14 protein-coding genes are annotated in these 12,910 nt (G+C 53.2%); 12 read left to right on the forward strand and 2 right to left on the reverse strand.

What is annotated here, in order from left to right:
- The 5 genes from JK216_RS02235 to sixA all read left to right on the forward strand — a co-directional run bounded on the left by JK216_RS02235 (position 1) and on the right by sixA (position 3,936).
- Positions 1 to 459 carry a cytochrome c-type biogenesis protein gene (locus tag JK216_RS02235; protein WP_212709971.1) on the forward strand — a complete coding sequence of 153 codons (459 nt, stop codon included), beginning with the start codon at positions 1 to 3 and terminating at the stop codon, positions 457 to 459.
- Positions 456 to 1,670 (forward strand): c-type cytochrome biogenesis protein CcmI, encoded by a 1,215-nt coding sequence (gene ccmI / locus JK216_RS02240; protein WP_212711181.1) that lies wholly within the window; start codon positions 456 to 458, stop codon positions 1,668 to 1,670. The genes JK216_RS02235 and ccmI overlap by 4 nt, the downstream gene beginning before the upstream one ends.
- Before the next feature lie 34 nt (positions 1,671 to 1,704).
- Positions 1,705 to 2,562: a phospholipid-binding lipoprotein MlaA gene (gene mlaA / locus JK216_RS02245; protein WP_212707260.1), complete on the forward strand. Its 858-nt coding sequence runs from the start codon at positions 1,705 to 1,707 to the stop codon at positions 2,560 to 2,562.
- A 213-nt stretch (positions 2,563 to 2,775) separates the two neighbouring features.
- On the forward strand, positions 2,776 to 3,072 hold the full coding sequence (locus JK216_RS02250; RefSeq protein ID WP_212707259.1) for a DUF406 family protein: 297 nt from the start codon (positions 2,776 to 2,778) through the stop codon (positions 3,070 to 3,072).
- 381 nt (positions 3,073 to 3,453) lie between these two features.
- On the forward strand, positions 3,454 to 3,936 hold the full coding sequence (gene sixA / locus JK216_RS02255; RefSeq protein WP_212707258.1) for a phosphohistidine phosphatase SixA: 483 nt from the start codon (positions 3,454 to 3,456) through the stop codon (positions 3,934 to 3,936).
- 32 nt (positions 3,937 to 3,968) lie between these two features.
- Here the strand turns inward: sixA and smrB are convergent, their stop codons facing one another.
- Positions 3,969 to 4,517, reverse strand: a complete 549-nt coding sequence (gene smrB, locus JK216_RS02260; RefSeq protein ID WP_212711182.1) for an endonuclease SmrB — start codon at positions 4,515 to 4,517, stop codon at positions 3,969 to 3,971.
- Between the two features lie 271 nt (positions 4,518 to 4,788).
- Here smrB and prmB point away from each other — a divergent pair, with 271 nt between their 5' ends.
- From prmB to JK216_RS02290, 6 genes are all read left to right on the forward strand, one after another.
- A complete protein-coding gene (prmB, locus tag JK216_RS02265; protein WP_212707256.1) occupies positions 4,789 to 5,721 on the forward strand; it encodes a 50S ribosomal protein L3 N(5)-glutamine methyltransferase in 933 nt (310 codons plus the stop codon).
- A 54-nt stretch (positions 5,722 to 5,775) separates the two neighbouring features.
- Entirely contained in the window at positions 5,776 to 6,861 is a 1,086-nt protein-coding gene (gene aroC / locus JK216_RS02270) for a chorismate synthase (protein ID WP_212707255.1), read from the forward strand.
- A gap of 4 nt (positions 6,862 to 6,865) precedes the next feature.
- Positions 6,866 to 7,693: a penicillin-insensitive murein endopeptidase gene (gene mepA / locus JK216_RS02275; protein WP_212711183.1), complete on the forward strand. Its 828-nt coding sequence runs from the start codon at positions 6,866 to 6,868 to the stop codon at positions 7,691 to 7,693.
- A gap of 8 nt (positions 7,694 to 7,701) precedes the next feature.
- Positions 7,702 to 8,496 (forward strand): TSUP family transporter, encoded by a 795-nt coding sequence (locus tag JK216_RS02280; protein ID WP_212707253.1) that lies wholly within the window; start codon positions 7,702 to 7,704, stop codon positions 8,494 to 8,496.
- A gap of 76 nt (positions 8,497 to 8,572) precedes the next feature.
- Positions 8,573 to 9,118, forward strand: coding sequence for an elongation factor P hydroxylase (locus JK216_RS02285; protein ID WP_212707252.1), 546 nt, complete (start codon positions 8,573 to 8,575; stop codon positions 9,116 to 9,118).
- Positions 9,119 to 9,145: 27 nt separating this feature from the next.
- Entirely contained in the window at positions 9,146 to 9,427 is a 282-nt protein-coding gene (locus JK216_RS02290) for a YfcL family protein (RefSeq protein ID WP_212707251.1), read from the forward strand.
- 21 nt (positions 9,428 to 9,448) lie between these two features.
- Here the strand turns inward: JK216_RS02290 and mnmC are convergent, their stop codons facing one another.
- The gene (gene mnmC, locus JK216_RS02295; RefSeq protein ID WP_212707281.1) at positions 9,449 to 11,458 is read right to left on the reverse strand and encodes a bifunctional tRNA (5-methylaminomethyl-2-thiouridine)(34)-methyltransferase MnmD/FAD-dependent 5-carboxymethylaminomethyl-2-thiouridine(34) oxidoreductase MnmC; all 2,010 of its coding nucleotides are present in this window, start codon (positions 11,456 to 11,458) and stop codon (positions 9,449 to 9,451) included.
- A 155-nt stretch (positions 11,459 to 11,613) separates the two neighbouring features.
- On the opposite strand from mnmC, the gene fabB reads away from it, so the two are divergent.
- Positions 11,614 to 12,834, forward strand: coding sequence for a beta-ketoacyl-ACP synthase I (gene fabB, locus JK216_RS02300; RefSeq protein WP_212707250.1), 1,221 nt, complete (start codon positions 11,614 to 11,616; stop codon positions 12,832 to 12,834).
- Positions 12,835 to 12,910: the final 76 nt, after the last annotated feature.

Below are 12,910 nucleotides of genomic sequence, written 5' to 3' on the forward strand. Positions count from 1 at the left end.
ATGAAAAAACTGATTTTGTTTGTGGCTGCCATGCTGACCAGCTTTAGTCTGTGGGCGGCTATTGATACTTATCACTTTACGTCACTGGCACAGGAAGAGCAGTACCGTGATTTGACTCAGTCTCTGCGCTGTCCTAAATGCCAGAATAACAGTATTGCTGATTCCGGGGCGATGATTGCTGCCGATATGCGGCAGAAAGTGTATGAGCTGATGCAGCAAGGTCAGAGCCGGCAGCAGATTATTAATTATATGGTGGGCCGCTACGGTAATTTTGTGACCTATGAGCCGCCGGTAACCCCCTCGACCCTTATTTTATGGGTCGGGCCGGCTTTATTTGTGATTGCAGGTGCTGCGTTGATTATTTTACGCAGCAGAAGAAAAAAAATAAGCAGCCAGCTGGATATCAGCGAACAGCAAAGACTGGCTGCGTTACTGGATAATGACGGGAAACCGCTATGAGTGCCCTTTGGTTAAGCATCTGTATTTTATTGCTGGCGGCGTGTGCATTAATCCTGACCAGTGGCTGGCGTTCGGGGAAGGACACCAGTAATCAGCGTGATCAGCTGAATAAAACCTTTTATCGCCAGCGGCTGAACGAACTTGATGACGATGAACAGCAAGGCGTGGTGGCCGGGAAGCAGGAAATGATTGCTGAGTTACAGCAAACATTACTCACTGATATTCCGGAACAGCAACCCGCTCAGCAGGTCCGGACCAGTGGCCGCTGGGTATTGTGGCCCGGGCTGGTGGTGTTAGTGCTGGTGACCCTCGGCATGTATCTGAAAACCGGTGGCTTGTTGCAGGTGATGCAGTGGACGCAAATCCGTGATGAGTATCCGGCATTACGCCAGCGCCTGATGGATCCGCAGGGGAAAAACCTGAATATGCAGGAACTGGCGGATTTTGAAGTCGGCCTGAGAACCTCCCTGCTATCGGATCCGGACAATATTAATGACTGGGCGATGCTTGGCCGGTTAGGCATGGTGCTGAATAATGTGCCTCTTTCCAGCCAGGCGTTCCAGCGGGCACTGAAGCTATCGCCGGACAACAGTGATCTGAAACTGGATTATGCTGAAGTGCTGGTACGCTCGCCGGATCCACAGGATAACCGGCAGGCAGAAGTTATGCTGGGGGATATGCTGCGCACTGCGCCGCAGAATCTGCGTATCCTGAGCCTGCTGGCGGCGGTGAGTTTTACCGAACAAAATTACGATAAAGCCATCAGCTATTGGCAAAAAATGCTAACCCTGTTACCGGCCGATTCGAAGGAAGCAGACGCGGTACGTAAAGGAATAGAGCAGGCCAGGACCAATGCGGGGCAGCAAACCAGCAGCCTGACATTGCAGGTTGCTATTACCCCGCAGGCGGAAAAAATGTTAACACCGGACGGAATATTGTATATTTCCGTGACTGATGGTGTTTCTCCGGTGCCGGTGGCGGTAAAACGTCTGCCATTGAGCCATTTCCCGCTGACTCTGACCCTCGATGACAGCAATGCCATGATGCCGGAACGTTTGTTATCAGCACAGCATACTCTTCAGGTCAGGGTGCGAATCTCCCGTAACGGAAGCGCAAACCCTCAGCCGGGTGACTGGTACGGGCAAACCGGAAAAATCCACTATACTGGTAAACAGACAGTGGCTGTTGATATCAACCAGCAGCAGCCCTGAATTAAGAAATCGTTTATTGCACAGGGAGCTCAGCATGCATTACCGCCTGACCTGTTTGGGGGTGGCCAGTTTACTGCTGGTGGGGTGCGCCGGTTCAAAACCGGCAGCCGACAATGTCACACCGGCCGTTAAACCCGAGTCGCAGCTACGGAGGGCTGCTGCCGCGCAGACTCCGGTTCCGCAGTCACAGCCTGCCGCTGCCTCCGGTTCAGGGCAACGCAGTGATCCGCTGGAAAGTTTTAACCGCACGATGTTTAACTTTAACTATAACGTGCTGGACCCTTATGTGCTTCGGCCGGTAGCCGTGGCCTGGCGGGATTACCTGCCGGTCCCGGCGAGGAACGGTCTGAGTAATGCGCTGAGTAACCTGGATGAACCTTCCAGTATGGTTAACTACCTGTTACAGGGGGATGTGCGCCGTGCTGCTATCCACTTTACCCGCTTTTTCCTGAACAGTACTCTGGGGCTGGGCGGGTTTATTGACGTAGCAGGTAAAGCGAATCCGGCACTGGCCCGTGAACATGCCTATGGCTTCGGCAGCACCCTGGGGCATTATGGGGTTGGCTATGGTCCTTATGTGGAATTACCGGGATATGGCAGTTTCACCGTACGTCAGGACGGAGGAGATGCGGTAGATACCCTGTATCCGCCATTAAGCTGGCTGACAATCTGGCTTTCGGCCGGCAAATGGGCATTGCAGGGGATCGAGACACGGGCTGAATTGCTCGATTCGGATGCTATCCTGAAACAGCAAAGTGATCCTTACGCCTTTATCCGTAATGCTTACTTCCAGCGCTACGATTTCCTTGCCAGTGGCGGTAAATTAAAACCGGAAGTTAACCCGAATGCTCAGGCTATTCAGGGTGATTTAAGCGAAATTGATGCTGACTGATCCCCGCTGACCACTCCCTGCGGGATCCCCACGGGCCGGATTTTTCCGGCCCGTGCTGTTTATGACGGATGACGTTTCTGGCTGACAGTGGGGTTGTTGCTTTGGATCAAGCTTTCGGTGTTCTCCGTACGGAAGGCATGCTTTCATCTGGCACAGTCCTCCGCGGGAGGCGTACACTGTGCTCAGTGATTCATAAACGCACCGGAGCACAAAATGACTGATGCAATTAAAAAGTGTAGTGCTAACGAAACGGCCGCCTGTTGCTGTGTGGATGTTGGCACCATGATTGATAACAGCGACTGCACCGCCAGCTGGTCGGCCAGCTATGCGGATCGGGCTGCCGCAGATGCTGCCCTGAAAGCGCTGACGGAAAAAGCACGGGCGGTGGAATCTTCACCCTGTGAGATTCAGGCAACCTTTTCTGACGACCCTGCTGGCGTTCGCTTGCAGGCTGAGTTTATTTTCAGCTGTCAGGCGGAGAATATGATTTTCCAGCTGGGGCTGCGTTAATTTCCCGCAGGGGCCGGTGTCCGGCCCCGTTTTTCTTTCTTTCCTGTTGCCACTTTTCTGTTGCTGATTGTGTTTGTTGTTTTGTATTTGTTTCCACAACTTCAGTTTTCAGGTACGCCTGCCGATTAGTCATCTGTACCATTGTCACCGATTTCCCGGCAAACAGTGCCGAAAGTTATAGTTCCCTGTCGCGACAGCGCGCAGGCAGACATTAACCGGTGAAGGTTTGCGCAGGGTCAAACCGCGGTAAAATTGCCTGTTCAGTAAATAAACAATTGGTTGACTGGAGCACGGGCTTTAGGTAAAACACCTGCTTTATTACTTGTTGCAGCTTATTGCAGGTGATGAAACCGTTCTTTTTTCTATTAACAGCGGTGCCATATGCAAGTTTATATTATGCGTCACGGTGAAGCGGCGCTCGACGCGGACTGTGATTCAGCCAGACCTTTAACCCATTGCGGATGCAGCGAATCACGACAAATGGCCAGCTGGCTGGGTAAACAAAGGGTCAGTATTGAAAGGGTGCTGGTCAGCCCGTATCTGCGGGCTGAACAGACACTGTCGGAAGTCAGGGACTGTATGCAGCTTCCGCAGCAGTTTGAAGTATTGCCTGAGCTGACCCCGTCAGGAGATGCTGAAATGGTTGCCAGCTATCTGCAGGTGTTAGCGAAAGACGGGGTGGCTGCCGTACTGGTGGTGTCTCATTTGCCGCTGGTAGGTTACCTGGTTTCTGCCCTGTGTCCGCAGGAAGCACCGCCAATGTTTGCCACCTCGGGTATTGCCTGTGTCTGTTATGACGAAAATACCGGCAACGGTGAACTGCTCTGGCAAACCAGCCCTTCAAAACTCGATAAAGCTATCTGACACCGGACCACAGGGCTGAGATGCCCCGTGGGTCAGGGTAAGTCCGGCGGCTGCCACTCTTCGGTTTCAATTAATACCAGCAATGCCGCATCCCCGCCGAACATACGCGGTGCCTGATGAAATGCCATGACAAAAGGGTGCTGTGCCAGCCACAATGGCGTTTGTTGCTTAAGTATCCGCTTACCGTGCCCGTGCATAACACTGGCACAAAACAGGTGTTCGCGACGACAGGCGGCAAGTAATGCCCCCAGTTCCTGCTTCGCTTGTTGTTGGGTCAGGCCATGTAAATCCAGAAAAATCTCGGGAGTATAGTCCCCGCGGCGCAGTTTCTTTAATTCATAGTGGCTGACGTCAGTCCGTACGTAACGCACCGGACCTTCTTCGGATAAGAAGGGCTGGAACTCATCGGAAAAGTAATGACTGTGATCCGCCTGTTCTGACAGGGCTCGTTTTTCCGGGAGATGACTGCTTTTCGTACGTACCGGTTTATGCAGAACGGTATCCTGCCTGAGGCGCCTGGTATCTGACATCAATTGCCGGAACAGCGCCTGGTCTTCAGAGGGGGTTTTTTTATCGTTCATATGACCACTGACTTTATCTGGGCGGTTAATCGGCTATTCTTCGTGGCTTCTCTGCAAAAAGCAAATACCTTTCTGAGTGCCCCCGGACCGTCGGGGGCTTCGCCGCAGAGAGGTTGTCTGCCCGCCGAAGATGACGGTGTTTTTTGTCTGTTTGGTGAAACAACCTCAGGATAACAGATAAAAGCCGCCTTTTTATCATTACGGCGCTGAATTCTGAATCACTTCATGGCAAACTACAGCCCGGATTCAGATATCGTCCCCGGAGGGCAATGTGGACAAAATTTTCGTCGATGAGGCAGTCAATGAACTGCACACAATTCAGGATATGCTGCGCTGGGCAGTGAGTCGTTTTTCTGCGGCTGATATCTGGTATGGGCATGGTACAGATAATCCCTGGGACGAAGCTGTTCAGCTGGTATTGCCAACACTCTGTCTGCCACCGGAAATTCCGGAAGATATGCATTATGCCCGTCTGACGACCAGTGAGAAAAAACAGATAGTTGAGCGGGTAGTGCGCCGGGTAAATGAACGTGTCCCGGTCGCTTATCTGACACATAAAGCCTGGTTCTGCGGGCATGAGTTTTATGTGGATGAACGGGTGCTGGTCCCACGTTCACCGATCGGTGAACTGATTAATCAGCGTTTTTCCGGGCTGGTTAACAGCGCGCCGGAGCGTATTCTGGATATGTGTACCGGCAGTGGCTGTATTGCGATTGCCTGTGCTTATGAGTTTCCGGAAGCAGAAGTGGACGCGGTGGATATTTCAGCCGATGCGCTGGCAGTTACCGAGCAAAATATTGAGACTCATGGTTTACTCCAGCAGGTTACGCCATTACGTTCTGACTTATTCCGCGATTTACCGGCGATTAAATATGATCTGATTGTCACTAATCCTCCGTATGTGGATGCGGAAGATATGGGTGATTTGCCGGATGAATATCGTCATGAGCCGGAACTGGGCCTGGCGGCGGGTATTGACGGGCTGGTATTAGTTCAGCGTATTCTGGCAAATGCAGCCGATTATCTGACTGATGACGGTGTACTGATTTGTGAAGTCGGCAACAGCATGGTGCATATGATTGAACAATATCCGGAAGTCCCCTTTACCTGGCTGGAATTTGATAACGGCGGCGACGGGGTATTTATGCTGGACCGTCAGCAACTGATTGAAGCACAACCTTATTTCAGACAGTATCAGTTTTAATTTCAGGGCGGACCGGCGGCCTGCCGGTCTGTGATTCAGCAACAAGGAACCACCATGGCCGGAAACAGTATCGGACAACTTTTTAAAGTCACCACCTTTGGTGAGTCTCACGGGATTGCATTAGGCTGTATTGTCGATGGTGTGCCTCCCGGAATCCCGTTAACGGAAGCAGATATTCAGCACGATCTGGACCGTCGCCGTCCGGGGACGTCACGTTATACCACCCAGCGGCGTGAACCTGATCAGGTTCGTATTTTGTCCGGTGTGTTTGAAGGTGTGACCACCGGCACTTCTATTGGACTGTTGATCGAAAATACGGATCAGCGTTCACAGGATTATGGTGCAATTAAAGATCTGTTCCGTCCGGGACACGCTGACTATACCTACGAACAAAAATACGGTCTGCGCGATTACCGCGGCGGCGGGCGTTCTTCTGCCCGTGAAACGGCAATGCGGGTCGCCGCAGGGGCGATAGCCAAGAAATATCTGCAGATGACCCACGGTATTGTGGTGCGCGGCTATCTGGCCCAGATGGGGGATGTACACTGCGAGTTACGCGACTGGCAGCAGGTTGAACAGAATCCGTTCTTTTCCCCGGATGAGAGCTCACTGGCGGCGCTGGATGAATTGCTGCGAGGCCTGAAAAAAGAAGGTGATTCCATCGGAGCCAAAGTGTCTGTGGTTGCCGAGGGTGTCCCGCCGGGACTGGGAGAGCCGGTTTTTGATCGGCTGGATGCCGATCTGGCCCATGCACTGATGAGTATTAATGCGGTGAAAGGTGTCGAAATCGGTGATGGTTTTGACGTTGTCACCCAGCGTGGCAGCCAGCATCGTGATGAAATTCGCAGTGATGGTTTTCAGAGTAATCATGCAGGCGGTATTCTGGGCGGGATCAGCAGCGGGCAAACCATTCGGGCGACCCTGGCGCTGAAACCGACGTCCAGTATCACGGTGCCCGGAAAAACCATTACCCGTGATGGTGAAGAAACGGAGATGATTACCAAAGGGCGTCATGATCCTTGTGTCGGTATCCGTGCGGTACCGATTGCCGAAGCGATGATGGCGATTACCCTGATGGATCATCTGCTCCGTCATCGTGCCCAATGTGCAGATGTTGTGACTACCGTCCCCCGCTGGTAATTCTATGAAAGAATATACGCTGGCTGTCCTGATGTTATTACTGAGTGCCGGAGCGCTGGCTGCGGGTACTCCCTGGCAGAATATTCAGCATCCTGTCAGTGGCCCGCCACAATCGATTGGCAGTTTTGCTAATGGCTGTATTATCGGAGCGCAGAGTCTGCCCCTGAATGCAGACCATTATCAGGTGATGCGTCAGGATCAGCGGCGTTATTTTGGGCATCCGGACCTTATCCGTTTTATACAGCGTTTTTCTGGCCGGGTGGCACAACACCGGCTGGGGGAAGTACTGATCGGTGATATGGGGATGGCCGCCGGAGGACGTTTCAGTAGCGGACATGCCAGTCATCAGACCGGGCTGGATGTGGATATCTGGTTACAGCTGCCGGCATCGCGCTGGAGTGCACAGCAACTGCTGCACCCCCAACCGCTTGACCTGGTCACCGCAGAGGGTAATCAGGTTGTTGCCCGCCACTGGACCCCTGCAGTCCCAGAGATGATCAAGCTGGCGGCAGAAGATCCGCAGGTGTCGCGGATTTTTGTCAATCCGGCAATTAAACAACAGCTTTGTCTGCAGGCGGGCAGCGACCGTGGCTGGCTGCGTAAAGTCCGTCCGTGGTTTGCACACCGCGCACATATGCATGTCCGGCTGAGTTGTCCGGCTGGCAGTACCGAATGTCAGGATCAGTCGCCACCGCCGCCGGGTGATGGCTGCGGAGCAGAACTACACAGCTGGTTCCTGCCAGCGAAACCGGGCAGTAGTCCGCCGCTAAAACGGACGCCTCCGCCGCTGCCTGACGGGTGTCAGGCACTGCTCGATAAACATTTACTGTAAGGAACCCTATGGAGTGGTTTTTAGTCAGTCCCTGGATGGTAGCATTATTATTTCTGGTGGCAGTTGCTGCCGCGTTTATTGATTCCATTGCCGGTGGTGGCGGATTACTCACCGTGCCTGCATTACTTGCCGCCGGGCTCTCTCCGGCACATGCGCTGGCAACCAATAAATTACAGTCGGTAGGCGGGTCTTTTTCCGCCAGCCTGTATTTTGTGCGTCGCGGTGCGGTGCGGCTGGCTGAACAGCGGTTAAATATTGCGATGACATTTATCGGGGCCATGCTGGGGGCAATTCTCATTCAGCATCTGCGCGCTGATGTGCTGCGCCAAATCCTGCCAGTCTTGTTAATAGGTATCGGTCTCTGGTTTCTGTTGATGCCGAAACTGGGCGAAACCGACCGCGCGTCACGACTCTCCGGATTACCCTATGCATTCGTTGGCGGGGGATGTGTTGGCTTCTATGACGGATTCTTTGGTCCCGGGGCCGGATCATTTTATGCACTGGCATTTGTTACCCTGTGTGGTTTTAATCTGGCGAAGGCCACCGCACATGCCAAAGTCCTGAATTTTACGTCTAATCTGGCCGGGCTGCTGTTTTTTATGTTTGGTGGTCAGGTGGTATGGGGCCTGGGGGCCGTTATGCTGCTGGGGGCATTTTGCGGTGCGCGGCTCGGCGCCAGGCTGGTACTGACCCGCGGCCATCAGCTGATCCGGCCAATGGTGGTGACAGTGTCGGTAGTGATGAGCCTGAAATTATTGTGGGACAGTCACGGGCAGACTATTTTGCGGGCATTAGGGCACTGAATGCCTTGCCGTACAGGGAGTTCAGCCGCAGGATCCTGCGGCCTGGCAGAGATGTTAACTGAATAAGAGCAACCCGATGACAACACATAATTATCAGGATCTGATGGTCATTTTTGACCAGTGTTTTTATAAAGATTTTAATACCCGGCTGATCAAAGGTGATGATGAGCCGGTGTATTTACCGGCTGATCAACACAGTGACTTCCACCGTGTTATTTTTGCCCACGGTTTTTATGCCAGCGCCATGCATGAGATTTCTCACTGGTGTGTTGCCGGAGAGGCACGCCGCCAGCAGGTAGATTTTGGCTACTGGTATTGTCCGGACGGGCGGGATCAGCAGACTCAGCAGCAATTTGAAGCCGTAGAAGTGACCCCGCAGGCACTGGAATGGATGTTTTCCGTCGCAGCCGGTTTTCCGTTTAATGTCAGCTGTGACAACCTTGACGGTGATTGTGAGCCGGACAGGGTGGCTTTTCAGCGTAAGGTGCATCAGCGGGTTGCCGGTTATCTTGAACAGGGGATTCCGCAACGTCCGCAGCGTTTTATACAGGCGCTCAACCATTTTTATTCGACCCCGCCATTGAGCCTGCAGCAGTTTCCGTGGCCGGAAGAGTTATCCTGATAACTTAAATTTAATGAGAGGTCCCGATTGATGCTTGAAATTGAAGCGCAGATCCTGGCAATGATAGATGAGATGGTGGAAAGCGCTTCCGATGATCAGTTGTTTGCCGGGGGCTATTTACGCGGGCATCTGACCCAGTCGGTTGCGGAACTGGAACTGCGGGGCGAAGACAGCCCGCAGGCACTGAAACAGCAGGTTGAACAGAGCCTGCAGGCGGCGATCCGTCAGCAGGAGTTGTCGCCGCCGGATCAGGTGCTGGTGCTGGACTTATGGCAACGCCTGTACCTTAAGGCCGCTGCAAAACAGTAAGCCGTCGCGGCCCGCGATCTTTCAGGTTACGGGCCGTCCCTTCAGTAATTTTCTTATCCAGAAACGGTTCGGTTGTAAAGCATCGAGGGTATCCTGATCCACAGGCTGAGGTTCGCCACTGATCTGTGCTGCCAGTACTTCTGCAGCTAACGGTGCGCTGCATAACCCGCGGGAACCCAGCGCCGCCAGCAGGTATAACTGTGGCCAGACCGGTGCCGGAGTCACCGTTTCCGGTTGCCCGCAGCGGGTATCTAAGTCTGCATACTGGCTGAGAGTGGCCTGATAATCGGGCATTGCACCGACCATTGGTAAATGGTCGCGAATAGCGCAACGAACTCCGTTACGAGCCTGCTGCTGAGATACATCGACCTCTCTGGTCCAGTCGCTTTCCGGCAGGCAATTGATCAGCCGCTGACGGTTTTGCTGCTGGTCTGTTTCCCGATAGCTGGCAGTGTCTTCAGCACGGTGGTAACTGGCACCAATACAATGGGTCTGATGCTCTGCGCTGAGAGGGGTCAGATAGCCGTCATAGCAAAGGACGGTTTTCAGCGCTGATAACTGCGGAGCTGCCGGTATATGGCTGACCTGGCCTGATACCGAGTAAACCGGTAATCTGGCTGACTGAGTTAACTGATTTATCCGGTGTCCGTTCGCCATCACCAGTACACTATGATGGCGAGCAGGCTGTTGACGAAAATGAAGCTGCCAGCCATCGTTCTGTGGCTCTGCCTGCTGCAGTTCATGCTGCCAGTAACAGCGCAAGCCTTGCTGTTGCGCAAGGCGGAACATATCGCGGGTTAATTGGCCAGGGTTCAGCCAGCCACCCTGCGGGTAACAAATGCCGCCGCAGGCCAGCGGTAGCCCCGCCAGATCGCTGGCCTGTGACGCATCGACGCCGGTTGCCAGGGTCTCCGGCAGGGCCATGTCCAGCATTTGCCGGATTTTATGCCGGCTTTTATCGTCCCAGCCCAGTTGTAATACTCCGCTCCATTGATGTTCAAATTCACACGGCAGGCTGTCATAAAAGCGCCGTGCAAAGCCGAAGGCGGCAGGGAAAAAGGTTGCCAGTGCCGGGTCATGGCTGTTCAGTAACGGATAAAGTGCGCCCTGACGGTTACCTGAGGCGTTACCGGCGGGGGCGCTATCGGCACAATATAAACTGACCTGGTATCCCCGGCGCAGTAATGCCAGCGCCAGGCAGGCGCTGGCGATCCCCCCGCCGGTAATGGCGATATCTTTTCCACGGGCCGCCGGCCGCCGGAACCACGGACGGCGGCAGGGCAGAGCCTCTGTCTGTGGCAAATAACCACACAGCATTTCCCGTTTATGGGCGAAACCTTTACGTCTTTCGACACTGAACCCTGCCTGCTGAAGTCCACGGCGAACAAACCCTGCGGCAGTAAAGGTTGCAAAGGTGCCTCCGGCACGTGACAACCGGACCATGGCACTGAACAGACGCTCGTTCCACATGTCAGGGTTTTTTGACGGCGCAAAACCGTCCAGAAACCAGGCATCAACCTGATGGTTAAGGCTGTCGTCGAAACTATCAATCAACTGATTAATATCCCCGAGCCACAGATCAAGCGTTATCTGCCCCTGGTTAAATATCATCCGCTGGCAGCCTGCGACGGCATCCGGCCATTGTTGTTGTAACTGTTGTGCATACCCGGCCAGTTCCGGCCAGTGCCGGTGGGCGGCAATAATATCGTCGCGTGTCAGCAGAAATTTTTCACAGCTGATAAAGTGCAGACGCCGGAGTTTTCCGTCCGGGTTTTCCCGTACCGCCTGATCGAATGCCTGCCAAAGGGTGAGAAAGTTGAGCCCGGTACCAAATCCGGTCTCTGCGGCAATAAAAAGTCCGGACTGATGGCTGGAAAAACGTTGCGGAAGCTGGTTCCCGCCGAGAAAAACGTAACGGGTTTCGTTGAGACCATTATCGTTAGAAAAATAGACGTCATCAAAAAAATCAGAAACAGGTGTACCCTGTTCGTTCCAGCGGAGGGTGGCATGTTCTATTCGGCAGGGTTTCACGGCGTAAGGCTCATTGGTCAGGCAATAGACTAATTTTATCGATATCATTACGGTGACGCAAATTTACACGGGAATTTGCTGATCGGACTTGTTCGGCTTACAAGTGTACGCTAAAGTGCACCGTAAACCGAAGAGATGTGAAAGAGGAATTTTGAATGAAACGTGCAGTGATCACTGGCCTGGGGATTGTTTCCAGCATTGGTAATAATCAGCAGGAAGTTCTGGCGTCCCTGCGGGAAGGTCGTTCGGGTATCACCTTTTCAGAGGAAATGAAAGAAGCGGGCATGCGCAGCCATGTCTGGGGTAACGTAAAACTTGATACCACCGGCCTTATTGATCGCAAAGTTGTGCGTTTTATGAGCGACGCCTCTATTTATGCTTACCTGTCAATGGAACAGGCGGTTAAAGATTCCGGCCTGAGCGTTGAGCAGTACCAGAATAACCCGCGTGTCGGTCTGATTGCCGGTTCCGGCGGTGGTTCTCCGCGTTTTCAGGTCTTTGGTGCTGATGCAATGCGCAGCCCGCGTGGCCTGAAAGCCGTTGGCCCTTATGTTGTGACCAAAGCAATGGCTTCCGGGGTTTCTGCCTGCCTGGCAACACCATTCAAAATTCACGGTGTTAACTACTCAATCAGTTCTGCCTGTGCAACCTCTGCGCACTGCATCGGTAATGCGGTGGAACAGATTCAGTTAGGTAAACAGGACGTGGTATTTGCCGGCGGCGGTGAAGAACTGAGCTGGGAAATGGCCTGTGAGTTTGATGCGATGGGCGCACTGTCAACCAAATACAACGATACCCCGGAAAAAGCATCACGTACTTATGATGCAAACCGTGATGGTTTCGTTATTGCCGGTGGCGGTGGCATGGTGGTGGTCGAAGAGCTGGAACATGCACTGGCCCGTGGTGCTCACATTTATGCAGAAATCGTGGGTTATGGTGCGACATCTGATGGTGCTGACATGGTTGCACCGTCTGGTGAAGGTGCAGTACGTTGTATGAAGATGGCATTGCAGGGTGTTGACACGCCGGTTGATTATCTGAATACCCACGGTACTTCAACGCCGGTCGGTGATTTAAAAGAACTGGGTGCTATCCGTGAAGTGTTTGGTGATAACTCACCGGCGCTTTCGGCAACCAAAGCCATGACTGGTCACTCCTTAGGTGCTGCCGGTGTTCAGGAAGCGATTTACAGTCTGCTGATGCTGGAGCATGAGTTTATTGCACCAAGTATCAATATTGAAGATCCGGACGAAGCGGCAAATGGTCTGAATATCGTGACCAAAGCTACTGATAAAAAACTGACGACAGTTATGTCTAACAGCTTTGGTTTCGGTGGTACTAACGCCACACTGACGATGCGTAAATATCAGGCATAATCGTCACGGCGAAGAAAAACCCGGCAGTGTGTATTGCCGGGTTTTTTTATACCTTTTCGCTGACAGTGCGGGCAGG

Source organism: Tatumella sp. JGM94, assembly GCF_018257595.1.
GTDB classification, from domain to species: Bacteria; Pseudomonadota; Gammaproteobacteria; order Enterobacterales; family Enterobacteriaceae; genus Tatumella; species Tatumella punctata.

Coding starts and splice junctions, on each gene's coding strand:
- JK216_RS02235 (WP_212709971.1), top strand. CDS start 1: ATGAAAAAACTGATTTTGTTTGTGGCTGCCATGCTGACCAGCTTTAGT.
- ccmI (WP_212711181.1), top strand. CDS start 456: ATGAGTGCCCTTTGGTTAAGCATCTGTATTTTATTGCTGGCGGCGTGT.
- mlaA (WP_212707260.1), top strand. CDS start 1,705: ATGCATTACCGCCTGACCTGTTTGGGGGTGGCCAGTTTACTGCTGGTG.
- JK216_RS02250 (WP_212707259.1), top strand. CDS start 2,776: ATGACTGATGCAATTAAAAAGTGTAGTGCTAACGAAACGGCCGCCTGT.
- sixA (WP_212707258.1), top strand. CDS start 3,454: ATGCAAGTTTATATTATGCGTCACGGTGAAGCGGCGCTCGACGCGGAC.
- smrB (WP_212711182.1), bottom strand. CDS start 4,517: ATGAACGATAAAAAAACCCCCTCTGAAGACCAGGCGCTGTTCCGGCAA.
- aroC (WP_212707255.1), top strand. CDS start 5,776: ATGGCCGGAAACAGTATCGGACAACTTTTTAAAGTCACCACCTTTGGT.
- mepA (WP_212711183.1), top strand. CDS start 6,866: ATGAAAGAATATACGCTGGCTGTCCTGATGTTATTACTGAGTGCCGGA.
- JK216_RS02280 (WP_212707253.1), top strand. CDS start 7,702: ATGGAGTGGTTTTTAGTCAGTCCCTGGATGGTAGCATTATTATTTCTG.
- JK216_RS02285 (WP_212707252.1), top strand. CDS start 8,573: ATGACAACACATAATTATCAGGATCTGATGGTCATTTTTGACCAGTGT.
- fabB (WP_212707250.1), top strand. CDS start 11,614: ATGAAACGTGCAGTGATCACTGGCCTGGGGATTGTTTCCAGCATTGGT.